The organism is Campylobacter sp. BCW_4341 (assembly GCF_001764255.1).
GTDB classification, from domain to species: domain Bacteria; phylum Campylobacterota; class Campylobacteria; order Campylobacterales; family Campylobacteraceae; genus Campylobacter_D; species Campylobacter_D jejuni.
In genome coordinates, this window is record NZ_MKAH01000007.1 from 1 (window position 1) to 26,210 (window position 26,210).

At 30.5% G+C, this 26,210-nt stretch carries 29 protein-coding genes, 1 tRNA gene and 1 pseudogene; 17 read left to right on the forward strand and 14 right to left on the reverse strand.

The window, feature by feature from the left end; all coding sequences use genetic code 11:
* A pseudogene (locus tag AJN70_RS00860) lies at window positions 1-787 on the forward strand (tyrosine-type recombinase/integrase); the annotation flags it as partial.
* Between the two features lie 50 nt (window positions 788-837).
* Here AJN70_RS00860 and AJN70_RS09460 read toward each other — a convergent pair.
* The 7 genes from AJN70_RS09460 to AJN70_RS00880 form a co-directional block, all read right to left on the reverse strand.
* Window positions 838-1,224, reverse strand: coding sequence for a hypothetical protein (locus tag AJN70_RS09460; RefSeq protein ID WP_070295340.1), 387 nt, complete (start codon window positions 1,222-1,224; stop codon window positions 838-840).
* Between the two features lie 11 nt (window positions 1,225-1,235).
* Window positions 1,236-1,535: a tyrosine-type recombinase/integrase gene (locus AJN70_RS09280; RefSeq protein WP_002881695.1), complete on the reverse strand. Its 300-nt coding sequence runs from the start codon at window positions 1,533-1,535 to the stop codon at window positions 1,236-1,238.
* A gap of 8 nt (window positions 1,536-1,543) precedes the next feature.
* The gene (locus AJN70_RS09285) at window positions 1,544-1,897 is read right to left on the reverse strand and encodes a tyrosine-type recombinase/integrase (RefSeq protein WP_079264426.1); all 354 of its coding nucleotides are present in this window, start codon (window positions 1,895-1,897) and stop codon (window positions 1,544-1,546) included.
* 60 nt (window positions 1,898-1,957) lie between these two features.
* Window positions 1,958-2,230: a phage integrase central domain-containing protein gene (locus AJN70_RS10030; protein WP_374220172.1), complete on the reverse strand. Its 273-nt coding sequence runs from the start codon at window positions 2,228-2,230 to the stop codon at window positions 1,958-1,960.
* Window positions 2,227-2,442 (reverse strand): Arm DNA-binding domain-containing protein, encoded by a 216-nt coding sequence (locus tag AJN70_RS09290; protein WP_002881691.1) that lies wholly within the window; start codon window positions 2,440-2,442, stop codon window positions 2,227-2,229. Before AJN70_RS09290 ends, AJN70_RS10030 begins: the two co-directional genes overlap by 4 nt.
* 194 nt (window positions 2,443-2,636) lie before the next feature.
* Window positions 2,637-2,722: transfer RNA gene (locus tag AJN70_RS00875), tRNA-Leu, on the reverse strand.
* Window positions 2,723-2,755: 33 nt separating this feature from the next.
* Complete coding sequence (locus AJN70_RS00880) at window positions 2,756-3,094, reverse strand: F0F1 ATP synthase subunit C (RefSeq protein WP_002861627.1); 339 nt, start codon at window positions 3,092-3,094, stop codon at window positions 2,756-2,758.
* A 231-nt stretch (window positions 3,095-3,325) separates the two neighbouring features.
* On the opposite strand from AJN70_RS00880, the gene AJN70_RS00885 reads away from it, so the two are divergent.
* Genes AJN70_RS00885 through argH form a run of 5 tightly spaced genes read left to right on the forward strand, consistent with a single transcriptional unit; the run spans window position 3,326 to window position 10,822 of the window.
* Entirely contained in the window at window positions 3,326-4,660 is a 1,335-nt protein-coding gene (locus AJN70_RS00885) for a sodium-dependent transporter (protein ID WP_044779223.1), read from the forward strand.
* A gap of 12 nt (window positions 4,661-4,672) precedes the next feature.
* Window positions 4,673-6,013 (forward strand): sodium-dependent transporter, encoded by a 1,341-nt coding sequence (locus AJN70_RS00890; protein WP_070295341.1) that lies wholly within the window; start codon window positions 4,673-4,675, stop codon window positions 6,011-6,013.
* 30 nt (window positions 6,014-6,043) lie between these two features.
* The gene (locus tag AJN70_RS00895; RefSeq protein ID WP_002861624.1) at window positions 6,044-7,843 is read left to right on the forward strand and encodes a biotin/lipoyl-containing protein; all 1,800 of its coding nucleotides are present in this window, start codon (window positions 6,044-6,046) and stop codon (window positions 7,841-7,843) included.
* 12 nt (window positions 7,844-7,855) lie between these two features.
* Window positions 7,856-9,430, forward strand: a complete 1,575-nt coding sequence (gene pckA / locus AJN70_RS00900; protein ID WP_004305981.1) for a phosphoenolpyruvate carboxykinase (ATP) — start codon at window positions 7,856-7,858, stop codon at window positions 9,428-9,430.
* A gap of 9 nt (window positions 9,431-9,439) precedes the next feature.
* Entirely contained in the window at window positions 9,440-10,822 is a 1,383-nt protein-coding gene (gene argH / locus AJN70_RS00905; protein WP_004305980.1) for an argininosuccinate lyase, read from the forward strand.
* A gap of 21 nt (window positions 10,823-10,843) precedes the next feature.
* On the opposite strand, the gene ychF is transcribed toward argH, so the two are convergent.
* Genes ychF through rpiB form a run of 6 tightly spaced genes read right to left on the reverse strand, consistent with a single transcriptional unit; the run spans window position 10,844 to window position 15,321 of the window.
* Entirely contained in the window at window positions 10,844-11,947 is a 1,104-nt protein-coding gene (gene ychF / locus AJN70_RS00910; protein WP_004305979.1) for a redox-regulated ATPase YchF, read from the reverse strand.
* On the reverse strand, window positions 11,944-13,395 hold the full coding sequence (locus tag AJN70_RS00915; RefSeq protein ID WP_004305977.1) for a leucyl aminopeptidase: 1,452 nt from the start codon (window positions 13,393-13,395) through the stop codon (window positions 11,944-11,946). Before AJN70_RS00915 ends, ychF begins: the two co-directional genes overlap by 4 nt.
* Complete coding sequence (locus tag AJN70_RS00920; protein WP_002861619.1) at window positions 13,392-13,988, reverse strand: DedA family protein; 597 nt, start codon at window positions 13,986-13,988, stop codon at window positions 13,392-13,394. The genes AJN70_RS00915 and AJN70_RS00920 overlap by 4 nt, the downstream gene beginning before the upstream one ends.
* A gap of 18 nt (window positions 13,989-14,006) precedes the next feature.
* Entirely contained in the window at window positions 14,007-14,555 is a 549-nt protein-coding gene (apt, locus tag AJN70_RS00925; protein ID WP_070295342.1) for an adenine phosphoribosyltransferase, read from the reverse strand.
* The gene (locus AJN70_RS00930) at window positions 14,552-14,884 is read right to left on the reverse strand and encodes a membrane protein (RefSeq protein ID WP_002853247.1); all 333 of its coding nucleotides are present in this window, start codon (window positions 14,882-14,884) and stop codon (window positions 14,552-14,554) included. The genes apt and AJN70_RS00930 overlap by 4 nt, the downstream gene beginning before the upstream one ends.
* A complete protein-coding gene (gene rpiB / locus AJN70_RS00935) occupies window positions 14,884-15,321 on the reverse strand; it encodes a ribose 5-phosphate isomerase B (RefSeq protein WP_002861617.1) in 438 nt (145 codons plus the stop codon). Before rpiB ends, AJN70_RS00930 begins: the two co-directional genes overlap by 1 nt.
* Window positions 15,322-15,484: 163 nt before the next feature.
* Between rpiB and AJN70_RS00940 the strand changes: the two genes are divergently transcribed.
* From AJN70_RS00940 to kcuS, 9 genes are all read left to right on the forward strand, one after another.
* The gene (locus AJN70_RS00940; protein ID WP_002861616.1) at window positions 15,485-16,039 is read left to right on the forward strand and encodes a CheB methylesterase domain-containing protein; all 555 of its coding nucleotides are present in this window, start codon (window positions 15,485-15,487) and stop codon (window positions 16,037-16,039) included.
* Between the two features lie 15 nt (window positions 16,040-16,054).
* Window positions 16,055-16,843 (forward strand): CheR family methyltransferase, encoded by a 789-nt coding sequence (locus AJN70_RS00945; protein WP_002861615.1) that lies wholly within the window; start codon window positions 16,055-16,057, stop codon window positions 16,841-16,843.
* Window positions 16,844-16,978: 135 nt separating this feature from the next.
* On the forward strand, window positions 16,979-17,707 hold the full coding sequence (locus AJN70_RS00950; RefSeq protein WP_002865902.1) for an amino acid ABC transporter ATP-binding protein: 729 nt from the start codon (window positions 16,979-16,981) through the stop codon (window positions 17,705-17,707).
* A 21-nt stretch (window positions 17,708-17,728) separates the two neighbouring features.
* Window positions 17,729-18,508 carry a bifunctional adhesin/ABC transporter aspartate/glutamate-binding protein PEB1a gene (peb1A, locus tag AJN70_RS00955; RefSeq protein ID WP_004305972.1) on the forward strand — a complete coding sequence of 260 codons (780 nt, stop codon included), beginning with the start codon at window positions 17,729-17,731 and terminating at the stop codon, window positions 18,506-18,508.
* Window position 18,509: 1 nt separating this feature from the next.
* Window positions 18,510-19,262: an amino acid ABC transporter permease gene (locus tag AJN70_RS00960; RefSeq protein ID WP_002853332.1), complete on the forward strand. Its 753-nt coding sequence runs from the start codon at window positions 18,510-18,512 to the stop codon at window positions 19,260-19,262.
* Window positions 19,263-19,272: 10 nt separating this feature from the next.
* Complete coding sequence (locus tag AJN70_RS00965; protein ID WP_004305969.1) at window positions 19,273-19,932, forward strand: amino acid ABC transporter permease; 660 nt, start codon at window positions 19,273-19,275, stop codon at window positions 19,930-19,932.
* Between the two features lie 107 nt (window positions 19,933-20,039).
* On the forward strand, window positions 20,040-20,969 hold the full coding sequence (locus AJN70_RS00970; RefSeq protein WP_002861611.1) for a ribose-phosphate pyrophosphokinase: 930 nt from the start codon (window positions 20,040-20,042) through the stop codon (window positions 20,967-20,969).
* A 165-nt stretch (window positions 20,970-21,134) separates the two neighbouring features.
* The gene (locus tag AJN70_RS00975; RefSeq protein ID WP_070295344.1) at window positions 21,135-23,246 is read left to right on the forward strand and encodes a carbon starvation CstA family protein; all 2,112 of its coding nucleotides are present in this window, start codon (window positions 21,135-21,137) and stop codon (window positions 23,244-23,246) included.
* Window positions 23,227-23,424 carry a KCU-star family selenoprotein gene (gene kcuS / locus AJN70_RS00980; protein WP_002891935.1) on the forward strand — a complete coding sequence of 66 codons (198 nt, stop codon included), beginning with the start codon at window positions 23,227-23,229 and terminating at the stop codon, window positions 23,422-23,424. Before AJN70_RS00975 ends, kcuS begins: the two co-directional genes overlap by 20 nt.
* 40 nt (window positions 23,425-23,464) lie before the next feature.
* Here kcuS and AJN70_RS00985 read toward each other — a convergent pair whose 3' ends face one another.
* On the reverse strand, window positions 23,465-23,878 hold the full coding sequence (locus AJN70_RS00985; protein WP_002853544.1) for an acyl-CoA thioesterase: 414 nt from the start codon (window positions 23,876-23,878) through the stop codon (window positions 23,465-23,467).
* Between the two features lie 61 nt (window positions 23,879-23,939).
* Here AJN70_RS00985 and ciaB point away from each other — a divergent pair, with 61 nt between their 5' ends.
* Together ciaB and AJN70_RS00995 are read left to right on the forward strand one after the other, a co-directional pair.
* Window positions 23,940-25,772, forward strand: a complete 1,833-nt coding sequence (gene ciaB, locus AJN70_RS00990) for an invasion protein CiaB (protein ID WP_070295346.1) — start codon at window positions 23,940-23,942, stop codon at window positions 25,770-25,772.
* A 101-nt stretch (window positions 25,773-25,873) separates the two neighbouring features.
* A complete protein-coding gene (locus AJN70_RS00995; RefSeq protein WP_002861608.1) occupies window positions 25,874-26,170 on the forward strand; it encodes an HU family DNA-binding protein in 297 nt (98 codons plus the stop codon).
* Window positions 26,171-26,210 lie beyond the last annotated feature (40 nt).

Consider the following 26,210-nt stretch of genomic DNA (forward strand, 5'->3'; position numbering starts at 1 on the left):
TATCAAGATGAAATGCAAATAAACGATATAAAAACGACTTTTTTAGTCAATTTTCTTAATTATTTAGAAAATAATTCAAAAAATGGCAATAAACTATCAAAAAAAACAAAAATAACTTATTTGAGAGTATTAACTAGCTTTTTTTATAAGCGATAATAATGATGATTTGTTTATTTTTTCCTTTGATATGAAGAAAATTAGATTTAGAACAGAAAAATCAGAAGAAAAATTAAATTATCTTAATGAAAATGAAATTATAAGGCTAAATAATGTTTTAGAGAAAGAAAAAGCAAAAAAAGAAGTTTATAATAGTTTTAGAAACTCTTTACTGATAAAACTTATGCTTTATGGAGGACTTAGAATTTCTGAAGCTTTAAATGTAAAACTTTGTGATTTTGAAGAGGTTGAAGATGAAATATTAAAAATATCCATAATAGGCAAGGGCGGTAAAGAACAATTTGCATTTATTAAAAAAGAAGAAGTGGATGATGAGCTTGAATATTTTAAAGAAAATATCCAAGATAGTGATTACATAATGCAAACTAGCACAGGAAAACATTTAAATAGAAGCAATGCTTTTTTGATTGTAAATAATATTTACGCTAAAGCTTTGATCAGCAAAAAAGGACTTCATTTGCTTAGACACACTTTAGCCATGAGATTAACAGCCAAAGGAACAAACCTTGTGGTCATACAAAAAATTCTAAGACATGCAAATCTAAATACTACTACTATATATGCCAAAGCAACAAATGATACAATAAAAGCTGCGTTATTGAATAATTAATTTTTCTAAAATTGAGTATTTGCATAGACTTCAAGAAGAAGTCTATGTGTTTAAAATTGTTCTAATAAAAGCTTAGGCTCTCCGCCAAGTATTTTGATGAAATTTGCAATTCTTGATTGTATTATTTCTACGGAATACATACCTCCTAAACCGCCTAAAGTATAAAATAATTCTTCGAAAATGTCTTCTTTGTTAAATTCAAGTTCTTCTATGTCAATAAGATCAGGAGTTCGGCTACATTTTTGTAAATTTTGATATATTTTGACTAAAATCTTGATTTTTTGTAGATTACTTTCAGCCTCTAAATAAGAATTTAAGTGTATTATTAGGGTTTTTATGAGTTTTTCTCTATTTTCTTTATTTTCTCTATTTTCTTTATTTTCAAGAAATTCACCCCCCGCCCGAGTGAATGCTTCTTTTAAATATTTGTTTTTCATATTATTCCTTTTTATATAAAATCAAGTAAAATAAAATCTTTTAATTTTGGGCATATTTCGCACAAATAATCACTATACCATTGCATCAACTCCCTTCTCTCTTTTAAATTTTGTGCAAAATTATATGAAGCTTTAACCTTATTTTTTTCCGTATGTGCCAAACACATTTCTATAATATTGCTACTAAACTGATGTTTTTGAATATTTTCGTGAGCTAGAGTACTAAACATAGATCTAAAACCATGTGGAGTAAAATCTTCATTTGAATATCCCATTCTTCTAAATACCATTCTTACTGTATTATCACTCAAGATCTCATTTAGTCCATCGCCTTTCTTTTTTGTTTAATGGATTTAAATAAAAGATCATGATGACTTATTTGTTTGTATTCTTTTAATAATTGCACTGCAATATCACTTAGATGTATACAATGCGCTTTTTTCATTTTCATTTTTGAAGCAGGTATGTTCCACAAGCCATTTTCTAAATCAATATCTTCCCAAGCAGCATTTCTTATGCTAAAACTTCTTTGCGCAGTAAGAAGCGACAATAAGATTGCCATTTTTGTATTTGTATCACATTGTATATAAATAATATTTTCAATTAATTCTTTAATTTTTGAAACTTCCGTAATAGTCGCAAAATGTCTTGTTTTTTTTGTTATAGACCAAATCCTTTCTTTTTATACCAAGCATAATATTATTTTCAATCATCTCTTTGTTAACTGCATAAGTTAATGTTGTAAATATTTTTTTACCGACTTCGGATTTTTTTGTAGTTTTATTTTTTCAAGAACATTTAAAATATCGCTTCTTTTAAGATTACTAATGGGAATATCTCCTATAATAGGATAGCAATGATTTTCCATTCGCTTAATAGACTCATTGAGAGTGCGTTTTGTTATGTCGTTTTTTTGAAGAAAATACTGTTCAGCAATTTTTCTAAAACTTGTATCACATCCTTCTTTTTTTCTTATACTTTCATTAGTTTTTAGTAAAGTTTTTATCTCATTTTTTTATCTCGAGCTTCTTTAATTGATATTTGCGGAAATTGCCCCAAAGTTATTCTTTTTAATTTTCTTGTTTTTGGATCTTTACAATCAAATACAAAAGACTTTTTGCCGCTAGGATAAACTAATACAAATAAATTATCACTATCGCTAATTAAAAATTTTTTATCTTTTGGACTAATATTTACTATATCTTTCTGTGTAAGCATTTAAAAATAGACTCCTTGTGGTAATTTCTCCTAACTTTTTAGAATAAAAAATAAAAAGTTAGGAGAAAAGTTAGGAAAAAAGTTTCGAAATGAATTTTAACGGAAAAAACTTTAATTTAGGCTTTATATAGCTATAAATGCCTATTTTATCGATATTTTATAAGTATGATATTTATAGTAGTTTATAGTATCGATGGTGCGGTTAGCGAGATTTGAACTCGCACACGCAGAGCGTACCACCCCCTCAAGATGGCGTGTCTACCAATTCCACCATAACCGCATAAAAAAAGCCCAAAAAGGGCTTTGATAAGTTTTATTGTAAAACTATAAAAGGATTTGCATAAAGTGCTATTAGCGCGATAACAAGAGCATAGATAACTTGTGCTTCAATCATCGCTAAAGCGATAAACATAGTTGTCATTAATTTTGGCCCAAGGCCAGGGTTTCTAGCTGTTCCTGCAATTGTTGCCGCTGCAGTATTACCCATACCGATAGCACCACCAAGTGCTGCAACACCAAGACCTAAACCTGCTGCAAGAACTGAAAATGCTTTAATCCATACATTAATAGCTTCTTGCTCTACTGGAGCATTAGTTTCAGCTGCAAAAGCTACTGCTGAACATGCTAATAATAAAAAAAGAACTTTTTTCATTATCTTAACCTTTTTATAAAAAAATTTTTTCAATTTTTAAATCAGTTCGGCTTGCGTATCCCTACTTAAGACTTAAAAATAAAGCCGAATTATAACCAAAAGTATCTTTATTTTTATTGAAATTTACAAAAATTCACATTTTTGATTTAAATTTGATTGTTTTCAATAAAGCTTAAAAGTTTTTTTGCTTTAATAATATTTTAAAATAATTTTTAAGTTAAGGTTGTAACATTGAGTTCTAAATTTTCAAAAATAGGTTTCATTTTAGCGGTAGCAGGTTCAGCGGTGGGCTTGGGTAATGCTTGGAAATTTCCAACATTAGTAGGTCAAAGTGGTGGATCTGCTTTTATCTTGCTTTATATAATTCTTACTTTAGGTGTAGGTTTTGTGATATTTTTAGCTGAGCTTAGCATAGGAAAAATTAGTGAAAAAGATCCGGTTAATGCCTATGAAAAGTTAGCACCTTCAAATAAAAAAGCTTGGTCTTATGTTGGTTTTACTATGGTGGGGGCGATTTTAATAGTTTCTTTTTATACCTTGGTGATTGGCTGGATAGTTAAATATGTGTTTTTAAGTATCACTGGAAATTTGCCTATGGATCTAGAAGTAAGTAAAGCACAGTTTGGATTTTTTACAAGTGAGGATTTTTTAAGTCAGTTTATTTGTTTTACTTTGGTTTTTTTATGTGTTTTTTATATTGTTTCTAAAGGTGTTAAGAATGGGATTGAAAAGTTAAATGTTTGGATGATGCCTTCATTGTTTATTTTACTTATTTTGATGCTTGTTTATGCTATTAGTAAAGATGGTTTTATGATGGCGGTTAAATTTCTTTTTGTACCTGATTTTTCCAAAATCAACACTTCAAATGTTCTTGAAGCCTTAGGACTTGCTTTTTTTAGTCTTTCTTTGGGCGTTGGAACGATTATTACTTATTCTGCTAGTCTGCCTGATAAAACCAATTTTATTACCAGTACTTTAAATATTATTTTTATCAATCTTTTAGTTGGTTTATTAATGGGTTTGGTTGTTTTTACTTTTATCTTTGAATTTGGCTACAATCCTAATCAGCAAGGACCAGGACTTGTTTTTATTTCCTTAGCTACTTTATTTGAAAAAATTGGGGTGATTGGTTGTATTTTTGGAGCAGCATTTTTTATTTCTTTAATCTTTGCTGGTATTACTTCAGCTGTTTCAATGATAGAGCCTTTTGCTTTTTATCTTATTAATACTTTTGGCATGAGCCGTAAAAAAGCTTTGATTTTAATAGGAATTGTTGTTTATATTTTAGGAATGTTGTGTATTTTATCTTCTTTAAAAAGTACTCAGTTTGGATTTTTTGGAATGAGTTTTTTTGATTTGCTTGATAGTGTTTCAAGCAAGGTTATTATGCCTTTAGGTGGAATTTTGGCAGCTATTTTTGTGGGATTTGTGATGAAAAAAGATGCTTTAAAAATTTTATTTGAACCTTATATGAGCGGTATATTTTTTGAACTTTGGTATGTGTTTTTGAGATTTATTTCCCCTTTGGCTGTTGTTATAGTTATGATAGCCGCTTTTTTAAAGTGAGTTTGAAAAATAATGAGAACATATTTTTCAAAAATCGGTTTTGTATTGGCTGTTGCTGGTGGAGCCGTTGGTTTAGGTAATGCTTGGAAATTTCCAACTTTAAGTGCAGAAAATGGTGGTTTTGTTTTTGTGCTTTTATATTTGTTTTTTACTTTAACCATAGGATTTAGTATTTTTTTGGCTGAAGTGGCTATGGGACGTTTAAGTAAAAGTGATCTTGCAAATGCTTATTCAAATCTTGCCATAAAATATGGCAATAGATGGCGATATGGAGGCGTTTTTATGTTAGGTGGTATTTTTGTTCTCTCTTTTTATCTAGTTATTATGGGATGGGTTTTAAAATATACTGTAGTTAGTCTTTATTATCTTCCTAAAACCTTAGATGAAGCAGCAAGTAATTTTCAGAATTTAATTACTACAAATTTGACAAGTTCTGTTTTTTTCTTCACTTTATCTTTTTTTCTTACTTTATTGATAGTATCTAAAGGTTTAATCAAAGGGATTGAAAAATTAAACGTTGTTATAATGCCTAGCTTATTTTTAATGCTTGTTTTTATGTTGTTTTATTGCATGGGATTTAAGCAAGGTTTTGCAAATGCTTTTTCTTATTTATTTTATCCTGATTTTTCACATTTTAAATTTAGCTCTATTGCCGAAGCTTTAGGGCTTGCATTTTTTACCTTATGCTTGGGAATAGGTTGCATAGTTACATATTCATCAGCCTTGGATAAAAAAACAAATTTTATAAAAAGTTCAGTGTATATTGTTTTGATTAACTTATTGATTTCTTTTATTATGGGGCTTATTGTTTTTACTTTTATCTTTGAATTTGGAGCCGATCCACATACTCAAGGAGCGGGGATTGTTTTTGTATCCTTGATGAGTTTGTTTAATCAGCTTGGGATTTTAGGCTATATTTTTGCATTTTGTTTTTTCTTAGCACTTTTTTTTGCTGGTATTACTTCAGCTGTTTCAATGATAGAGCCTTTAACTTTTTATATGATTAATAACTATCAAATTTCTCGTACTAAAGCTCTATTTTTAATAGGTTTGTTTGTTTTTGTTTTTGGAATTTGTTGTATCTTGTCGTTAAATTTAAATTTTTTTTCTATGTTTAGTTTTTTTGGCAAAGATTTTTTTACTTTATTAGATAAATTAACTTCAAATTTTTTACTTCCACTTGGTGCTATAGTATGCTCTATATTTGTAGGTTTTTTTATGAATAAAAAACAAATTTATAAAATTTTTTCTAAATTTATAAGTCGAAAAATTTTCTTAATTTGGTTGTTTTTTATTCGTTTTATATCGCCTATAGCAATAATTTTGGTAATGTGTTATCAAATTTTTGTATAATAATGAAAAAATATTTTTTAAGGAAAAATAATGGCTAAAAAATTCATCGATGTAATGGATACAAGCTTTAGGGATGGTTTTCAGTCTGTTTATGGAGCTAGGGTTTTAATGGATGATTTTTTTCCTGCAGTAGAAGCAGCAAAAGAAGCAGGCATTACACATTTTGAATTTGGCGGTGGTGCTAGATTTCAAAGCTTGTATTTTTATCTTAATGAAGATGCTTTTACCATGATGGATAAATTTAGGGCTATTGTAGGAAAAGATACCAATCTTCAAACTTTAGCAAGAGGGGTCAATACCGTTACTTTAGATACTGGAAGTAGTGAACTTATTGATTTGCATGCAAAACTTTTTGCAAAACACGGTACTACAACGATAAGAAATTTTGATGCCCTTAATGATGTAAATAATTTAAAATTTAGTGGTGAATGTATAGTAAAACATGGGTTAAAGCATGAAATTACTATCACTTTAATGGATTTACCGCCAAATTGTAAAGGTGCCCATGATGTGCCTTTTTATGAAAAAATTTTAAAAGAAATTTTAGCAGCAGAAATTCCTTTTCATAGTATTTGTTTCAAAGATGCAAGTGGGACTTCTAATCCAAATAAAATTTATGAAACCATTAAAATGGCTAGAAAAATTTTACCTCAAGATACACACATTAGACTTCATACGCATGAAACTGCAGGAGTGAGTATAGCCTGCTATCTTGCAGCACTTGAAGCAGGGGTTGATGGTATCGATTTGGCTGCGGCTCCAGTAAGTGGCGGAACCTCTCAGCCTGATATTTTAACCATGATGCATGCTTTAAAAGGCAAAGATTATGATTTAGGCGGACTTGAGGAAGAAAAAATTCTAAAATACGAAGAAGTTTTAAAAGATTGTTTAAAAGAATATTTTTTACCACCTGAAGCTACTATGGTAAATCCACTTATTCCTTTTTCTCCTATGCCAGGAGGAGCTTTAACAGCAAATACACAAATGATGAGAGATAATAATATCTTAGATAAATTTCCACAAGTCATTCATGCTATGAGAGAAGTTGTAGAAAAAGGTGGATTTGGTACTTCGGTTACTCCAGTTTCTCAATTTTATTTTCAACAAGCTTTTAATAATGTGATGTTTGGACCTTGGAAAAAAATAGCAGAAGGTTATGGAAAAATGGTGCTTGGTTATTTTGGAAAAACTCCTGTTACACCCGATGCAAATATTGTTGAACTTGCTTCAAAACAACTTAATTTAGAACCTACTACAGAGCTTGCTATTAATATAGCTGATAAAGATGAGAGTAAAAGTATAGTTTATACCAAAACCTTGCTTGAAAAAGAGAGTATAGAAACGAGTGAAGAAAATATATTTATTGCAGCAGCTTGTAAAGAAAAAGGTATAGCATTTTTAAAAGGAGAGGCAAAGGTAAATGTACGCAAATTAGCTAGTATGCCAAAGCCTATGAGTGTAGATGAAAACAAATTTACCGTAGCTGTAAATGGTAATAAATATCATGTAGAGGTAAGCTATGGTTTTGATAAAGATGTTAATGTTAAAAGTGTAAAAAAAGTAGAAGAAAATAAAAATATTGTTTCTTCAAATTCAACAAGTTCTGTAGATGCTGAAAATGAAGTTTTAGCAGGTATTTCAGGTAATGTCTTTAAAATTTATGTTAACGAAGGTGAAGAAGTAAAATCAGGTCAAGCCATCATGGTTTTAGAAGCAATGAAAATGGAGATTGAGGTTAATGCTCCAAAAGATGGAATTATTTCAGAGCTTTGTATTAAAATAGGCGATACTGTTAACGAAGGCGAAGTATTAGCTATCTATAAGAATTAAAGTGAGGGAAAGATGAAAAAATTTGATAATTTAGGTTTGGATAATATAAAAGAAATTTTTCATAATTTAAGTTATGATGAATTAAATGCTCATGAAAAAGCAAATAATGAAGGTTTAAGTACGGATAATGATACTTTTTGTGTAGATACAGGGATTTTTACAGGTAGAAGTCCTAAAGATAAATATTTTGTAAAACAAGATCCATCTAGTAAGTATATTGCTTGGGGAAAGGTAAATCAGCCCATTACAAAAGAATTATTTGATAAGCTTTTGACCAAAGCAAAACAAGAATTAAGTGGAAAGAAAATTTATGTTCAAGATGCTTTTTGTGGCGCTTCTTTGCAAAGTCGCAAAGCAGTAAGATTTGTTACTGAAATTGCATGGCAAGCGCATTTTGTTAAAAATATGTTTATTCGCCCAAGTCAAGAAGAACTTGAGAATTTTAAAGCAGATTTTATTGTTTATAATGCTTGCAAATGTATCAATGAAGATTACAAACAAGATGGTTTAAATTCAGAGGTTTTTGTAATCTTTAATGTTGAAGAAAATATAGCAGTTATTGGTGGAACTTGGTATGGCGGAGAAATGAAAAAAGGTATTTTTTCTATGATGAATTATTGGTTGCCACTAGAAAATAAACTTTCTATGCATTGTAGTGCAAATGTCGGAGAAAAAGGTGATGTAGCACTTTTCTTTGGACTTAGTGGCACTGGAAAAACTACACTCTCAACCGATCCAAAAAGAAAACTTATAGGTGATGACGAACATGGTTGGGATGATGAAGGTGTATTTAATTTTGAGGGTGGTTGTTACGCAAAAACAATCAATCTCGATCCTGAACATGAGCCTGAAATTTATGGTGCCATTAAAAGAAATGCACTTTTAGAAAATGTAGTTTTAAGAGCCGATAAGAGTGTTGATTATGCTGATGCTTCAAAAACAGAAAATACAAGAGTTTCTTATCCTATAGAGCATATTGAAAATCATGAGCCTAGTCTAAAAGCAGGGCATCCAAAAAATATTATATTTTTAAGTGCAGATGCTTTTGGAATTTTACCTCCAGTAAGTAAACTAAGCAAAGAGCAGGCTATGTATTATTTTTTAAGTGGTTATACAGCAAAAGTAGCTGGAACTGAGCGTGGTATTTTAGAACCTCAAGCAACTTTTTCAGCTTGTTTTGGAGAACCTTTTATGCCTTTGCATCCAACGGTTTATGCGAGATTACTTGGTGAAAAGATTGAAAAGCATGAAGCTAATGTTTATCTTGTTAATACAGGCTGGAGCGGTGGAAGCTACGGTGTGGGTAAAAGAATGAGTATTAAGGCTACTAGGGCTTGCATTAATGCTATTCTAGATGGAAGTATTGCAAAATGCGAATTTGAAAATTTTGAAGTGTTTGATTTAGCTATTCCAAAAGCTTTAGAAGGTGTAGAAAGCACGCTTTTAAATCCTATAAATACTTGGTCAGATAAAAATAATTATATTGCAACAAGAGATAAATTAGCACATATGTTTATACAAAATTTTAAACGTTACGAAGATGTCAAAGAAGGCATTGAATTTAGCAAATTTGGACCAAAAATTTAAGGCATTTAAATGAAAAATGAAATGTGGTCAGGACGCTTTAGTAGTGCAAGTGATGAGCTTTTAAAAGAATTTAATGCAAGTTTAAATGTAGATAAAACTTTGTTCAATGAAGATATACAAGGTTCTATAGCACACGCTACAATGCTTGAAAGTTGTGGTATTTTAAAAAAAGAAGAATTAGATGCTATTATAAAAGGTTTAGAGCAGGTTAGAAGTGAAATAGAGCAAGGCAAATTTATTTTTGATATTAAAGATGAAGATATTCATATGGCTATAGAAAAGCGTTTAAGCGAGCTTATAGGTAGTGAAATTGGTGGAAGACTTCATACTGCAAGAAGTAGAAATGATCAAGTGGCTACTGATTTTAAACTTTTTGTCAAAAAATCTCATATTGAACTTATAAAGCTTTTAAAAGAATTGATTCAAACCATGCTCGAACATGCCAAAGTGCATAAAAAAACTATTATGCCAAGTTTTACACATTTACAACACGCTCAGCCTGTGAGTTTTTCTTTTTATATTTTAGCTTATGCTTTTATGCTAATGCGAGATATTAAGCGTTTGCAAAATAGTCTAGAACTCGCTGATTTTTCGCCACTTGGGTCTTGTGCGTGTGCAGGAACAAGCTATGCCACCAATCGTGAGTTGAACGCTAAAATTTTAGGATTTAAAGATATTATGCCAAATGCTATGGATGGAGTGAGTGATAGAGATTTTGCTCTTGATTTACTTTATGATATAGCAGTTATTTTTACACACACTTCAAGACTTTGCGAGGAAATGATTTTATTTTCAAGTTCGGAATTTTCTTTTATATCCATAAGTGATAGTTTTTCAACAGGAAGTTCTATCATGCCTCAGAAAAAAAATCCCGATGTTTGTGAACTTATACGCGGAAAAACAGGGCGTGTCTATGGAAATCTGATTTCTCTTTTAACTATAATGAAAGCTCTACCTTTAGCTTACAATAAAGATATGCAAGAAGATAAAGAAGGGCTTTTTGATAGTGTAAAAACCGCTAAAGATAGTTTAATCATCTTAAATGCAATGTTAAAAGAAATACGAATTAATAAAGAAAATATGCTTAATGCTTGCAAAAAAGGTCATTTATTGGCTACTGATTTGGCGGATTATTTAGTGCGTGAAAAAAATATTCCTTTTAGAAAGGCACATTTTATAGTGGGAAATGTTGTTGCACAAGCTGAAGCACAAGGTATTGATATAAGTGAAATTAAAGATCTTTCAAAAATAGATCCTATATTTGATGAAAAAGCTGTAGAGCTTTTAAATTTTGAAATTTCTTTAAATTCTAAACAAAGTGAAGGCTCAAGTTCTACTACAAGCGTAGAAAAGCAAATTCAAATTTTACAAGAATTTATTAAAAAAATATAAATATTGTTTAGGCTATTTTGCCTAAACATTGAATCTAAAATGCATTACATCGCCATCTAAAACGATATAGTCTTTTCCTTCAAGGCGTAGCTTTCCTGCTTCTTTGGCGCCATTTTCGCCTTTGTATTGGATATAGTCTTCATAGGAAATAACTTCAGCTTTTATAAAGCCTTTTTCAAAGTCATTATGAATCACGCTCGCTGCTTTTGGTGCTTTCCAGCCTTTTTTGATTGTCCAAGAACGCACTTCAACTACACCAGCGGTAAAATAACTGATCAGTCCAAGCTTAGTAAAAGCAGTGCGTATGATTTGATCAAGACCGCTTTCGTTAACTCCTAGAGAACTTAAAAATTCACGACTTTCTTCATCACTTAATCCTACTAATTCTTCTTCGATTTTTGCACAAAGCTTGATAACTTCATGATCATTTTTTTTAGCATATTCTTTTAAAGCTTTTACATAATCATTATCTTCACTAATACCATTTTCATCAACATTTGCACCATAAATCACTTCTTTAGCAGAAAGCAGTCTTAATTCTTTGATTAAGGCTTGATAAATTTCGCTTTCTTTTTCAGGATAAGAACTTGCAGCTAAGCCTTTGTTTAAATGATCAAGTAAAGAATTTGCAAGTTCGAGGCTTTCTTTAGCACCCTTTTGGTTGGCTTTGGTTTCTTTGGTGAGTTTTTCTATTTTTTTACTAAGTTGTTCAATATCTGCTAAAATAAGTTCTGTATTGATAATTTCTACATCACGCAAAGGATTAACTCCACCTTCAACATGGGTGATATTTTCTTCATCAAAACAACGCACTATGTGTAAAATAACCTCAGTTTCGCGTATATTTGAAAGAAATTTATTTCCTAAGCCTTCACCCTTACTTGCACCTTTAACAAGTCCAGCGATATCTACAAATTCTATTAAAGAATGCATAATTCTTTCAGGTTTTACGATTTTAGCAAGTTCATTAAGTCTTAAGTCAGGAACTTCAACCATGGCTTTGTTAGGCTCTATAGTGCAAAAAGGATAGTTTGCACTTTGGGCATTTTGTGCTTTAGTTAAAGCATTAAAAGTCGTTGATTTGCCAACATTTGGAAGTCCTACTATACCTACGCTTAAACTCATTTAGATTTCCTTAAAATTTGAATTAGATAATTAACACACATTCTAACTCCAGCTCCACCTGCACCAAAACTAGAATATCCCCAAGATTTTTCCGTATAAGCAGGTCCTGCTATGTCAAGATGTAACCATTTGTCTTTATATTCTTTACGAATAAATTTATCTAAAAATAACCCCGCGGTAATTGCGCCTCCATAGCGACTAGAGGCAGTGTTGCTAATATCGGCAATATTTGATTTTATAAGTTCTCTTAAGTGGGGGTTAAAGTGTAAGATTGTAGTATATTCTCCACTTTTTTTAGAGCTTAGATAAAAATCATTTTGCAATTCTTCATTGTTTCCCATAATAGCACTTGTAAATTCTCCAAGTCCTACAACACAAGCTCCAGTAAGTGTTGCCATATCGATAAGTAAATCAGGTTTTAAATCTTGTGCAAAAGAAAGACAATCAGCTAAAACCAAGCGTCCTTCTGCATCTGTATTTCTTACTTCTATACTTACGCCTTCGCGACTGATTAACACATCATCAGGCTTATAAGCATTGCCGCCTATCATATTTTCAGTTGCACCTAAAATACAATGCACTTCTAAATCTAAAGCAAGCTCGGCTACGGCTTTTATGATCCCCATTACTGCTGCTGCACCGCTTTTATCAGCTTTCATTGTAAGCATAAAATCAGCTGGTTTTAAGCTTAATCCACCGCTATCGTAAGTTAAGCCTTTTCCAACAAATACAACACGTTTTTTTGCATTTTTGGCTTTATAGCTTAGATGAATGAGGCGTGGTGGGTGTACCGAGGCACGATTTACCGCTAAAAAGGCATTCATTTTTTCTTTGGCCAAAAATTTTTCATCATAAATTTTACAAATAATGTTTTTATTTTCTTTAGCTAAATTTTGTGCATCTTCTGCCATTTTTAAAGGGGTGTAAATTTCAGGAATTTCATTGACTATATTTTTGGTAAAATTTGTAGCATTGGCTAAAATTTCTCCACGCTCTAAACCTATCTTAGCTTCATCTTTATTAAATTTCTTACCATTTAATTCTTCGCTTGAAATAATAAATTTTTCCAAAGTGCTTGTTTTTTTCTCGCTTTTATATTTATCAAATTTATAAGCTCCAAAAAGTACGCCTTCAACTAAAGATGTAAAACTTCTAACTACACAATCTCCTATTATGCTAGGAAGTTTTACGCTTTTTATATTAAGCTTTTCAAGAGTTTTATATGCTGTGCAAAGACTTAATCTTATATCCTCATAAGCAAGGCTTTTAAGCTCTAAATAAAGCTTTTTATTGTTTAAGTCTAGTAATACACCTTCGCCTTTGTAATTATTAAGTTTAAAAAAATCTTTTTCTTTGTTAAAATTTTTTAAATTTTTATCCTGTATAAAAATAAGTTCAAAGTCTGCTTTTATAGCATCTAGTTTTTTATCGTTTAATTCAAATTTCATGATTTTTTCCTTTTATCTTTAAGTATAGCTTTTTCCATTTGTTTAAAACCAAATAATAAAAGGGATAAAAAAGCTATAATAATAATGGCTGCATAATACCAATGTTCTTCAGCCCAAGTCACCATCTTCCAAATTTGTTCTCCAAAATACCAAGCTAAAAGTATAGTGATTGATGCCCAAACCCAAGCACTAAAAAGATTGATAATAGCAAATTTTTTTGCACTATAACGCGTGACTCCTATACTCATAGGTATAATGGTTCTAAAGCCATACATATAACGTTGTATAAAAATAATAGGCCAACCAAAACGTTGTAAAAGTAAGTGCGCTACTGCAAATTTACGCCTTTGGGTTTTTAATTTTTTTTGTATGTAGCGTTTATTATATCTTCCTATATAGAAATAAATTTGGTCGCCTACAAAACCACCAAGTCCTGCTATAAATATAACAAAGCCTAAATTTACATGTCCTTGATGGGCAAAAATACCTGCCAAAATTAAAGCCAACTCCCCTTCTAAAATACACCATAAAAAAATAATAATATATGCTAGATCTTTGTATTGGTAAAGTAAATTTTTTAAAAATTCTTCCATTTGTGCCTTTCTATAGTTTTAAATTTCTAAAACACTATAAACTGAAGTAAGCTTTTCAAGTTTATTTGCTCCATTTAAATCTTTAAGATTCATTAAAAAACAAGCTTCAACGCATTTTGCTCCAGCTTTTTGAATGAGTTCATACGAAGCTATAGCTGTTCCGCCGGTTGCTATTAAATCATCTACAAGTAAAACTTTTGCATTTTGAATATTTTTAAATGCATCTTTATGAAGTTCTACTTTATCGCTACCATATTCAAGATCATATTCACAGCTAAAGGTTTCAAAAGGGAGTTTTCCAGATTTTCTAATAGGTACAAAAGGAAGATTAAGTTTTGCACAAATCATAGATGCAAAGATAAATCCTCTGCTTTCTGTTCCTGCTATGAAATCTAGATTGTAATCTTTGTAGCGTTCTTTTAAATGTTTAAGTAGAAAATTTAAAGCCTCTTTGTTATTTAGTAGAGTGGTAATATCTCTAAAAATAATTCCTTTTTTTGGAAAATCAGGAATAATTCTAATGCTATCAAGCAGGTATTTTTGTTCTTCTTGCGTTAGTTTTATCATAATAATGCCTCGATTTTTGCTTCTAATTCTTTAATTCTTTGTCTTAGTTTGTCATTTTCTAAACGATATTGAGAATTTCTAGTTCTTAAAGATGTAAGGTCTGCTTTGATTTTATTAAGCTCTTCTGTGAGTATATCTATATTTCCAAGACTTCTTTGAAGTTGGATTTGTAGTTTTCTAATAACAATCTCAGTATCATCAAGATTGTTTTTTATAAAATCTTTTGATGTTTTTTCTTTGTTAAGTAGAGTTTTATAGTAAAACAACATTACAATAAGATAAATAGTTGCACAAATTAATATAGTTAAAACAAGCCAGTTTGTAAACATTATATTTTTACCTCAATTTTTTGAATTCTTTGCATATGTCTTCCTTCTTCAAAAGGAGTTTGAATGAATTTTTCTATAATATCTGTAGCTAATTCAATCCCGATTAATCTTCCACCTAATGCCAAAACATTGGCATCATTATGTCTTCTTGCAAGTTCTGCACTTAAGCTTTCATGGCATAATGCGCAGCGAATGTTTTTATGACGATTTGCTGCAATAGAAATTCCAATTCCACTTCCACAAATAAGAATACCAAAGCTTCGTTTGTCTATTTTTTCGGCAAGTAAATGTGCATAATCAGGATAATCACAGCTTGCGCAAGTGTTTGTTCCTAAATCGTTAAAAATTATATTTTTTTCTTTTAAAAATACGCAAATTTTTTCTTTTAATTCAAAACCAGCATGATCACTAGCAATATAAATTTTTTCCCTAAGCATTGGTTTCCTAATTACTATATAAAATAAGATAAAAATCTAATCTTATCATATTAAATCATAAAAACAGCTTTTCTTTTTTTAAAAATAAGCTTTATTTTTCTTTATATATGTTAGAATTTGCGACAAGAAAAATAAAATTTCAATAAATTAAGGGGAGAAGAAAATGAAGCTCATACTCATAGGATCTTCAACAGGTGGTCCTAATCAGCTTAAATTTCTTTTAAAGGATATTGATATAAAAAATACTTGTGTGGTTATAGCTCAACACATGAGTGTTAGTTTTATTCCATCTTTTGTGGGGCAATTTAATAAGGAGGCTTTTAGTGAAGTGTGCTTATTGAACGATAAAGAGATATTAAGCAATAAAATTTATATTTGCCCTAAAAATACTATTTTATCTGGAAATTTAAATATTGTAGCCTCTTGGCAAGATGTGGTATCAAGTTTTAAGCCAAGTGTAGATTTGCTTTTTCATTCCGCTGTTTCTTTGGCAAAAACAAATAAAATACTTGCTATTATTTTAACGGGTATGGGAGATGATGGCGCAAAAGGTTTATTTGAGCTTTATAAAACAGGGGTTAGATGTTTATGTGAGAATGAGGCAGATAGCGTCGTTTATGGTATGCCAAAAAGAGCAAAAGATATGAATCCACATTTAAAACCTATGAGCTTAAAAGAAATTAAAAAAGAAATTATAAATTTTATTGATCAGGATTAATAAAAGGAAAATTACATGGAAAAAAAAATAACTCCTAGCGAATTAGAACTTAATGAATTTATAAAAATTATCAACGAAATGAGCGGTATTGATTTAACCGATAAAAAAAATATACTAGCTTTAAAGTTGAATAAATTTCTTGAAGGAACTAATACTAAAAATTTTTCCGAATTTTTGGGAAAATTAAAAAGCAATAGACAACTTAAACAAGAAACTTTAGATTTTGTAACCATAGGTGAAACTTATTTTTTAAGAGAATTGGCTCAATTGAAAGAAATAATTTATTATGCCAAAAGCTTAGAAAAGAGAGTAAATATCCTAAGCGCCCCTTGTTCAAGTGGAGAAGAGGTATATTCTTTGGCATTATTGGCTACACAGAATTTTATTAAAGATATGTATATTTTAGGCATTGATATCAATTCAAGCGTAATCGAAAAAGCAAAACTTGGAAAATATCAAGGAAGAACTTTACAGCGATTGAGCGAGAGTGAAAAAAGAAGGTTTTTTTTAGAAAGCGAAGATAAATTTTATACTATTAATAAAAATGAGCTTTGTACTTGTAAATTTGAACTTTGCAATGTTTTTGAAGAAAAATTTTCAAGATTGGGAAAATTTGATATTATAGCTTCTAGAAATATGATTATTTATTTTGATCATGAATCAAAACTAAAACTTATGGAGAGATTTCATAGAATTTTAAATGATAAAGGAAGGCTTTATGTTGGCAATGCTGATTTAATTCCAGAGACTATTTATTTTAAAAAGATTTTCTCTCCAAGAGGTGTTTACTATGAAAAAGTATAAATTCTAAAAATTACTAAAAGTTACACTTTGGAAATTTATTGGTAAAAATAAGTTACATTTTGAAGTAGTTTTCTTTATTTAATGATAAAATAATTTTAATTAATTTTATATTTAGTTAGAAATAAAGGAAAAAACTTGATTGAATTAAAAAATGTAAATAAATACTACGGAACTCATCATGTTCTAAAGAATATCAATCTTTCTGTTAAAGAAGGTGAGAAGCTTGTTATTATAGGTCCAAGTGGAAGTGGAAAAAGTACAACTATCCGTTGCATGAATGGGCTTGAAGAAGTTAGTTCAGGCGAGGTAGTAGTTAACAATCTTGTTTTAAATCATAAAAATAAAATTGAAATTTGTCGAAAATATTGTGCAATGGTTTTTCAGCATTTTAATTTATATCCACATATGACGGTTTTGCAAAATTTAACCTTAGCTCCAATGAAACTTCAAAAAAAATCTAAAAAAGAAGCTGAAGAAACAGCTTTTAAGTATTTAAAAGTCGTAGGTTTAGTGGATAAAGCAAATGTTTATCCAGCAACCCTTTCAGGCGGACAACAACAGCGCGTTGCTATAGCAAGATCACTTTGTACTAAAAAACCCTATATTTTATTTGATGAACCTACTTCAGCCCTTGATCCAGAAACCATACAAGAGGTTTTAGATGTAATGAAAGAAATTTCACACCAAAGCAATACTACCATGGTGGTTGTTACACACGAAATGGGTTTTGCAAAAGAAGTAGCAGATAGGATTATTTTTATGGAAGATGGTGCTATTGTGGAAGAAAATATTCCTAGTGAATTTTTTTCAAATCCAAAAACCGAAAGAGCGCGACTCTTTTTAGGGAAAATTCTTAAAAATTAACCAAAATTGAAAGGAGAAAAAATGGTTTTTAGAAAATCTTTGTTAAAGTTGGCAGTTTTTGCTCTAGGTGCTTGTGTTGCATTTAGTAATGCTAATGCAGCAGAAGGTAAACTTGAGTCTATTAAATCTAAAGGACAATTAATAGTTGGCGTTAAAAATGATGTTCCACATTATGCTTTGCTTGATCAAGCAACAGGTGAAATTAAAGGTTTCGAAGTAGATGTTGCCAAATTGCTAGCTAAAAGTATACTAGGTGATGATAAAAAAATAAAACTAGTTGCAGTTAATGCTAAAACAAGAGGCCCTTTGCTTGATAATGGTAGTGTAGATGCAGTGATAGCAACTTTTACTATTACTCCAGAGAGAAAAAGAATTTATAATTTCTCAGAGCCTTATTATCAAGATGCTATAGGGCTTTTAGTTTTAAAAGAAAAAAATTATAAATCTTTAGCTGATATGAAAGGTGCAAATATTGGAGTAGCTCAAGCTGCAACTACAAAAAAAGCTATAGGTGAAGCTGCTAAAAAAATTGGTGTCGATGTTAAATTTAGTGAATTTCCTGATTATCCAAGTATAAAAGCTGCTTTAGATGCTAAAAGAGTTGATGGGTTTTCTGTAGACAAATCAATATTGTTAGGTTATGTGGACGATAAAAGTGAAATTTTACCAGATAGTTTTGAACCACAAAGTTATGGTATTGTAACCAAAAAGGATGATCCAGCTTTTGCAAAATATGTTGATGATTTTGTAAAAGAACATAAAAGTGAAATTGATGCTTTAGCGAAAAAATGGGGTTTATAATATGAATGAAAGTGTAGGTTTTGTTGAACATTTAAGACAAATTCTTACTTCTTGGGGTTTATATGATGAAAATAGTATAAGCCCTTTTGCGGTATGGAAATTTTTAGATGCTTTGGATAATAAAGATGCTTTTATTAATGGTTTTATTTATACTTTAGAAGTAAGCATTCTTGCTTTGCTTATAGCTACAATTTTTGGAACTATAGGCGGAGTTATGGCTACAAGTAGATTTAAAATTATCAGAGCCTACACTAGAATTTACGTAGAGCTTTTTCAAAATGTTCCTTTGGTAATACAAATTTTCTTTTTGTTTTATGCCTTGCCTGTTTTAGGTATAAGACTTGATATATTTACTATTGGTGTATTGGGTGTTGGGGCTTATCACGGAGCTTATGTAAGCGAGGTGGTTAGAAGTGGAATTTTGGCTGTGCCAAGAGGTCAGTTTGAAGCTTCTGCTTCTCAAGGGTTTACTTATATTCAACAAATGCGTTATATCATAGTACCTCAAACCATTAGAATTATTTTACCACCGATGACAAATCAAATGGTAAATTTAATCAAAAATACCTCTGTATTGCTTATTGTAGGTGGAGCTGAGTTAATGCATTCTGCTGATAGTTATGCAGCTGATTATGGAAATTATGCGCCAGCTTATATATTTGCAGCGGTTTTATATTTTATAATTTGTTATCCTTTGGCTTATTTTGCAAAGGCTTATGAAAATAAATTAAAAAAAGCACATTTAACGAGATAAAGGGTTGTTAATGGAAAATGTTTTTAATGCACAAAATATTGAATTTTTAATGCAAGGTTTATTTCTGACATTAAAAATAGCCTTAGCAACTTGTATTATTTCGATTGTTTTTGGAACTTTTTTAGCTATAACTAAAAATTATGGGGATAGATTAAGTAAATTTTTAGCAGCTTGCTATATAGATATTTTTAGAAATACTCCTTTATTATTATGGATGCTTGCAGCTTGTTTTGTTCTACCTGTATTTTTTGGACAATTTCCTCAAGCTTTTTGGGGTACTATAGGATTTTCACTTTATACGAGTTCGGTTATGGCTGAAATTATTAGAGGTGGATTAAATTCTATACCAAAAGGTCAGTTTGAAGCAGCTTATTCTCAAGGTTTTGGTAAATTTTTTACTCTTTTTTATATTATTTTACCACAAACTTTTAGAAAAATAGTACCTGCTTTATTATCTCAAATTGTAACCACTGTAAAGGATACAGCTTATTTAGCGGGTTTAGGTATAGCTGAGCTTACTTATAACTCAAAAACTATATTGGCAAAACTAACAAGTTTTGAAGAAATTTTAGCGATGATAGGTGTTGTTGCGGGAATCTATTTTATAATATGTTTTTCACTTTCTATGTTGGTAAGATATTATGCCAAAAAGACAGCTTATATTTCTTAAAAAAGCTTATATTTTTATATAAGCTTTTTAAATTTACAGCAGTTTTTAACATTTTTTTTATTAAAATCCTTTGTATTAATTCATAATTTTATTGATTAAGGTTTTTTATGCGAGGTTATAAAATTTTTTCAGGCTCAGCTAATGTGGAATTTGCAAGACAAGTTTCTAAATATCTTTCCCTGCCTTTAAGCGATGCTGGAGTAAAACGGTTTAGTGATGGGGAGATTAGTGTTCAAATTGATGAGAGTGTACGCGGAAAGGATGTTTTTATTATTCAAAGTACTTGTGCTCCTACAAACGATAATTTAATGGAACTTTTAATTCTTACAGATGCTTTGCGTCGCTCAAGTGCAAATTCGATTACGGCTATTATCCCATATTTTGGCTATGCGAGACAAGATAGAAAAGCAAATCCTAGAGTGCCAATTACTGCTAAACTTGTGGCTAATTTGATTCAGGCAGCTGGGATTGATCGCGTAGCTACGATAGATTTGCATGCAGGACAAATTCAGGGTTTTTTTGATATTCCAGTAGATAATCTTTATGGAAGTATAGTTTTTAATGATTATATTAAAGCCAAACATTTTAAAAATGCTATTATAGGAAGTCCAGATATAGGCGGTGTTGCAAGAGCTAGGAGTGTTGCAAAGCATTTAGGACTTGATATAGTTATAGTTGATAAGCGTCGCGAAAAAGCCAATGAAAGTGAAGTAATGAACATCATTGGAGATGTAAAAGATAAAGAAGTTATCCTAGTAGATGATATTATTGATACTGCTGGCACTATAGTTAAAGCTGCAGAAGCTTTAAAAGAAAAAGGTGCAAAATCTGTTATGGCTTGCTGTACTCATGCAGTTTTAAGTGGAAAAGCCTATGAGAGAATAGCAAGTGGAGCTTTAGATGAGCTTGTAGTAACAGATACCATACCTTTAAAAGAGCAATTACCAAATATTAAAGTATTAAGTGTTACATCTGTTTTTGCTGAAGTAATACGTCGTGTTTATCATAACGAAAGTGTAAATTCTCTCTTTATTTAGATTAAAAAAGCTTAAAGATTGTTTTTAAGCTTTTCATTTTTATGCTACTTAAAGAAACAAAAAATATATATTTTTTAAAAATGTGAAAAAACTAAACATCTTTCTATACAATTTAATCTATAAATCTGTTATTCTTTGAAAATATTTTATTTTCTTAGGAGAAATATGACTCAGTTAAGTACTAAAATTTTATGGTTGCTTGTTGCAACTTTAGGCGCTATTTGTTTTGGTTATTTAGCTTTACAAAATGGCGAAAGTGTATCAGCGATTTATTTGGTGGTTGCTGCTGTATGTATTTATATGATAGGATATAGATTTTATGGGCATTTTGTAGCTTATAAGGTTTTAGAACTTGATAAAAATCGCGCAACACCGGCGCTTGTAGAAAATGATGGGCGTGATTTTGTGCCTACAAATAAGGCTGTATTATTTGGACATCATTTTGCTGCTATTGCAGGAGCAGGTCCATTAGTAGGACCTATCTTGGCTGCTCAAATGGGATATTTGCCTTCTATGCTTTGGATTTTAGTAGGAGGAGTTTTAGCGGGTGCTGTGCATGATTTTGTTGTTCTTTTTATATCTACTCGTAGAAAAGGTAGAAGTCTTGGCGAGATGATTAAGGATGAGATGGGTAAATTTACAGGTGGAGTTGCTATGGTGGCGATTTTTGGCATTATGCTTATTATTATTGCCATTTTAGCTATGGTGGTTGTAAAAGCTTTAGCAGAATCTCCATGGGGTTTATTTACTATCTCAATGACTATTCCTATAGCAATATTTATGGGAATTTATATGCGTTTTATCCGCCCAGGTAGAGTAGGGGAGGCTTCTATAATAGGTTTTGTGCTTTTAATTTTGGCTATTCATTATGGTAGCGTTGTAGCTGCTGATCCTTATTGGGCTAAAATATTTACTTTAGAAGCTCCAACTTTAGCAGTTGTTATGATGGCTTATGGCTTTATTGCTTCTGTTTTACCTGTGTGGTTTTTACTTGCTCCAAGAGATTATCTTTCAACTTTTTTGAAAATCGGTGTTATTGTGGTAATGGCTGTAGCTATTGTTTTGGTTGCTCCTGATTTGCAAATGCCAAAAGCAAATACTCAGTATTTTGATGGAACAGGTCCAGTATTTGCAGGTGGAGTATTTCCATTTTTATTTATTACCATTGCTTGTGGTGCGATCAGTGGTTTTCATGCTTTGATTTCTAGTGGAACTACTCCTAAAATGCTTGAAAACGAAACTCACGCCTTAGCTGTTGGATATGGCTCTATGCTTGCTGAAAGTGCTGTGGCGATTATGGCTTTAATTTGTGCTTGTATTTTACATCCAGGTCTTTATTTTGCTATAAACTCAAGCTCTGCTTTGATAGGAACAGATGTTGTAAGTGTAGCACAAACTATTTCAAGTTGGGGATTTAGCATTACTCCTGAAGAAATTATTGCTTTGACTACAAATATAGGAGAGCATACTATACTTTCAAGAACAGGTGGAGCTCCAACTTTTGCTATAGGTGTAGCTTTGATCTTGCATGAACTTTTTGGCGGCGTGGATTTGATGGCTTTTTGGTATCATTTTGCTATATTGTTTGAAGCTTTATTTATTTTAACAGCGGTAGATGCTGGAACAAGGGCTTGTCGTTTTATGGTGCAAGATATACTGGGTAATGTTTATAAACCTTTAGGAGATATTCATAATTATCTAGCTGGACTTTTGGCTACGGCTTTAAGTGTTGCAGGTTGGGGATATTTTCTTTATCAAGGCGCCATTGATCCTAAGGGGGGAATTTATACGCTTTGGCCTCTTTTTGGCGTGAGCAATCAAATGCTTGCGGGTATGGCTTTGCTTCTTGCTACAACTATACTTGTAAAAATGGGCAAGGCAAGATATACTTGGGTTACTTTAATACCTGCGGTATTTGTCTTAGTGGCAACTCTGTATGGAGGAATTCAAAAAATTATGCCTTATAAAGAAGGCAATAAAGTAGCAAATGCGGTAAGTCATGTAGCCGCCGTTAGCATACAAAGTCAAAAAATTAAAGATTTAGAATTTAAATTAAATAATACTAAAGATGAAAAAGAAATTTCTACAATTAAAAAAGAAATTTTAATAGCCACTCAAAGTAAAGTTGGAAATTTACTTAATGCAATTCTTTGTGTGTTCTTTATGATAGCCACCTTGCTTGTTATAATTTCTTGTATAGGAATTTGTTTAGGTAAAATTAAAATTCCTCTTAAAGAAACTAAGTATATTAAGATTGATGAATTTCAAAAAAATTAAGTATTATTATGAAAAAGCCGAAAGGTTTTTTCATCCCTTGGTGGGACTTTCTAGTTATGATAAGTATTTAGAACACATGAAACAAAAACATCCAGGAAAAATTCCAAAAACCAGAGGGGAATTTTTCAAAGAATGTCTAGATAAAAAATATAATAGTGGCGGTTTAAATAAATGCTGATAAGCTTAAAGGATAAAGTTTTTATCATACAAAATAAGCTTTAAGCATTTAAAAAGCCATGAATTCTTTTAAGTTCTTCACTAATAGGCTTTTTCTTTCCATCTCTTGTAACACTTACATAAGTTACTAAAGCCGAAGTTACATTAATGCAAGAAGTACAACCTTGAGAATCCACTCTTTGAGCTGTGACTTCTACTTCAACGCTGATTGAAGTGTTACCCACATTTACAACTTTAGAGTAACAAGAAATTATATCGCCTATAAAAACAGGTTCTTTAAAAACTACTTTATCCATAGAGATGGTTACAACGCGTTCAGGAGAAAGTTCTCTTGCTGCGATAGCTCCTGCTAAATCGATTTGTGAAAGTATCCATCCGCCAAAAATATTTCCCGCTGGATTTGTGTCACTTGGCATGGCTACAATTTTTAATTTTGGTTCTCCCATATCTCTCATTTTTACTCCTTATTTTAAAAAATGAATTATAATTAAAAAAGTTAAAAAGGAGAATAAAAGTATGAATAATTTTAAAGAAATAGCTAAATTGGTTAGAAAATACAAAGAAAGAAATAATGCGTTATATGAGTTTTTAGACAAAGAAGATGTGGGCGAGTATTTTAGATCTTTGATTTCTTTAAGCGAATTAAAACAAGATAAAACAACTATGCTAGCCATACTTAGGCGTTTGGTTGATTTAAAAGAAGAAAATTTAGTTCAAGAATGGAAAAAAAACAACTTTAAGGAAGATAAGATTATAGAGTTAAAACATAAGTTCTATGAAGAGATTAGAAAGTTTTATGAAAAAGAACATCAAAATTTAATTAATGAAATAAAAGAGAAAAAGCTTTTAAATAATTTTTATCAGTCCTTAATACAAGGAGTGCATAATATAGGTTTAATTATGAATATTTTTGAAATTTCTTGGACTAAAGAAATTATAGAAAAAAATAATAAAATTTTATCTACTCAATTTCCAAATTTAGATGATGCAATGGAATTTTTGCGTAAAAATCGTTTATATCAAAAAACTTCAGAAGGAGAAATTTGTGAGCGAAGCTATGGTGTTTTAGTTAGAATAGGAAATTTATGGAAATTTGTTCCTTATGCGAGATTTTTCGAGAATGAAATTTTAAAATTAGAATTTGCTTTTGAAAATATGATTGATCAGCTAAAAATATTTGCTAGCAACGAAGAGGAAAAAGCTTATATAGAATATTTTGAAAAATTAAAATTAGCGTTTTGCGAAAAAGATGAAGATAGAGTTATAAAAGCTTGGCAAGAAGCTGAATTTGCTTGGATGAAAGTAAAATCACCTTTACAAGTGGGACATCCTTTAGAATATTATGAAGATAATTATACTCATGCGGTGGCATTAGAATGGGATATAAGAATAGAAGATGAGAATGATTTTGATGTTTTGAAATTTGGTAGTGAAATTAAGGAAAGTTTTGAACATGTTTATAAAAATATAGGACTTGAAGATTGTGAATTAGAAAAAGAAGTTTTATCTAATATAGAAAAAACTCAACTTTATATTTGCACTCCGATGATATTTTATGGTGCTGAACTTAAAGGTTTATTCTCAGCTCAAGTCGTTCCAAATGATGAGTTTGTAAGTTCTAAGGCGGGCAAAAAAATATTTGCCTTTATAAATTTTGTATATGAAAATGCTAAAACAAAGCCTTTTATGAAAATTTCTAGCGAGATTTTTGATAAAGAATTTTTAGATTTTGGAAGAAATATTTTATTTTATCAGGAAAAAATTTGGAAAAGGGTTTATGAAGTATCAACTATAGGCCATGAATTTGGTCATATATTTTTTATTGCTAATGATACTGAAAAAACAATGAATCAGAGTGGTTTTTTTAAAAATATAGAAGAATATAAAGCTACTACAGGTGGACTTATAAATTTCTTTTATCACGAACAAGATGACTTGATAATGCCTGTTTTTCATGAACTTATAAAAAGGGCTATTGGACTTATTTCTTGGCAAAGGGTTGATGAAGTTAGACCTTATTATACAGAAGGACTTATTCATCTTAGTTTGCTTTTTGAAAGTGAAGTATTGATTTTTGAAAATAATAATTTGAAGATAAATTTTGATTTAGGGCATTATGAAAAATTTAAAGAACTAACTTTAAAAAATTATCATGAATTGGCAAAACACTATGCTTTAAGACTTGATGCAAAAGAGTTTTTAAGTAGATTTTGTGAAATTGAAGATGATATTTTTCTTCCTATTATGCCTAAGTGTAAAGAATTTATTAAATTTTATTATGATTTATACGAGAAAATTGGTAATGAAATTGATAATAGCGGAGAATTTGAAAGATATAAGAAAAAATAATAAAGTTTTTTGAAAAAAACTTAAAAAAAGCTGTTTTTTACTTGATATTGTTTTTTAAATATGCTAAAATTAGGCGTTTCAATTAAAACAAAGGAGCTTTTATGACTAAAGCAGATTTCATTTCATTAGTTGCTCAAACAGCTGGGCTAACAAAAAAAGACGCTACTACTGCTACTGATGCAGTTATTTCTACTATTACTGATGTTTTAGCTAAAGGTGATAGCATCAGTTTTATTGGTTTTGGTACTTTTTCAACTCAAGAAAGAGCTGCTAGAGAAGCTAGAGTACCAAGCACAGGAAAAACAATTAAAGTTCCTGCTACAAGAGTTGCAAAATTTAAGGTAGGTAAAAACCTTAAAGAAGCTGTTGCAAAAGCAAGCAACAAAAAGAAAAAATAAAACTTCGGCTAGATAAATTCTAGCCTTCTTTCTTGATTGA

Bases quoted from the DNA above. Each gene is read 5' to 3' on its own strand.
- AJN70_RS09460 (WP_070295340.1), bottom strand. From the start codon at position 1,224: ATGAAAAACAAATATTTAAAAGAAGCATTCACTCGGGCGGGGGGTGAA.
- AJN70_RS09290 (WP_002881691.1), bottom strand. From the start codon at position 2,442: ATGCTTACACAGAAAGATATAGTAAATATTAGTCCAAAAGATAAAAAA.
- AJN70_RS00880 (WP_002861627.1), bottom strand. From the start codon at position 3,094: ATGAAAAAAGTTCTTTTTTTATTATTAGCATGTTCAGCAGTAGCTTTT.
- AJN70_RS00890 (WP_070295341.1), top strand. From the start codon at position 4,673: ATGAGAACATATTTTTCAAAAATCGGTTTTGTATTGGCTGTTGCTGGT.
- AJN70_RS00895 (WP_002861624.1), top strand. From the start codon at position 6,044: ATGGCTAAAAAATTCATCGATGTAATGGATACAAGCTTTAGGGATGGT.
- pckA (WP_004305981.1), top strand. From the start codon at position 7,856: ATGAAAAAATTTGATAATTTAGGTTTGGATAATATAAAAGAAATTTTT.
- argH (WP_004305980.1), top strand. From the start codon at position 9,440: ATGAAAAATGAAATGTGGTCAGGACGCTTTAGTAGTGCAAGTGATGAG.
- ychF (WP_004305979.1), bottom strand. From the start codon at position 11,947: ATGAGTTTAAGCGTAGGTATAGTAGGACTTCCAAATGTTGGCAAATCA.
- AJN70_RS00915 (WP_004305977.1), bottom strand. From the start codon at position 13,395: ATGAAATTTGAATTAAACGATAAAAAACTAGATGCTATAAAAGCAGAC.
- AJN70_RS00920 (WP_002861619.1), bottom strand. From the start codon at position 13,988: ATGGAAGAATTTTTAAAAAATTTACTTTACCAATACAAAGATCTAGCA.
- apt (WP_070295342.1), bottom strand. From the start codon at position 14,555: ATGATAAAACTAACGCAAGAAGAACAAAAATACCTGCTTGATAGCATT.
- AJN70_RS00930 (WP_002853247.1), bottom strand. From the start codon at position 14,884: ATGTTTACAAACTGGCTTGTTTTAACTATATTAATTTGTGCAACTATT.
- rpiB (WP_002861617.1), bottom strand. From the start codon at position 15,321: ATGCTTAGGGAAAAAATTTATATTGCTAGTGATCATGCTGGTTTTGAA.
- AJN70_RS00940 (WP_002861616.1), top strand. From the start codon at position 15,485: ATGAAGCTCATACTCATAGGATCTTCAACAGGTGGTCCTAATCAGCTT.
- AJN70_RS00945 (WP_002861615.1), top strand. From the start codon at position 16,055: ATGGAAAAAAAAATAACTCCTAGCGAATTAGAACTTAATGAATTTATA.
- peb1A (WP_004305972.1), top strand. From the start codon at position 17,729: ATGGTTTTTAGAAAATCTTTGTTAAAGTTGGCAGTTTTTGCTCTAGGT.
- AJN70_RS00960 (WP_002853332.1), top strand. From the start codon at position 18,510: ATGAATGAAAGTGTAGGTTTTGTTGAACATTTAAGACAAATTCTTACT.
- AJN70_RS00965 (WP_004305969.1), top strand. From the start codon at position 19,273: ATGGAAAATGTTTTTAATGCACAAAATATTGAATTTTTAATGCAAGGT.
- AJN70_RS00970 (WP_002861611.1), top strand. From the start codon at position 20,040: ATGCGAGGTTATAAAATTTTTTCAGGCTCAGCTAATGTGGAATTTGCA.
- AJN70_RS00975 (WP_070295344.1), top strand. From the start codon at position 21,135: ATGACTCAGTTAAGTACTAAAATTTTATGGTTGCTTGTTGCAACTTTA.
- kcuS (WP_002891935.1), top strand. From the start codon at position 23,227: ATGAATTTCAAAAAAATTAAGTATTATTATGAAAAAGCCGAAAGGTTT.
- AJN70_RS00985 (WP_002853544.1), bottom strand. From the start codon at position 23,878: ATGAGAGATATGGGAGAACCAAAATTAAAAATTGTAGCCATGCCAAGT.
- ciaB (WP_070295346.1), top strand. From the start codon at position 23,940: ATGAATAATTTTAAAGAAATAGCTAAATTGGTTAGAAAATACAAAGAA.
- AJN70_RS00995 (WP_002861608.1), top strand. From the start codon at position 25,874: ATGACTAAAGCAGATTTCATTTCATTAGTTGCTCAAACAGCTGGGCTA.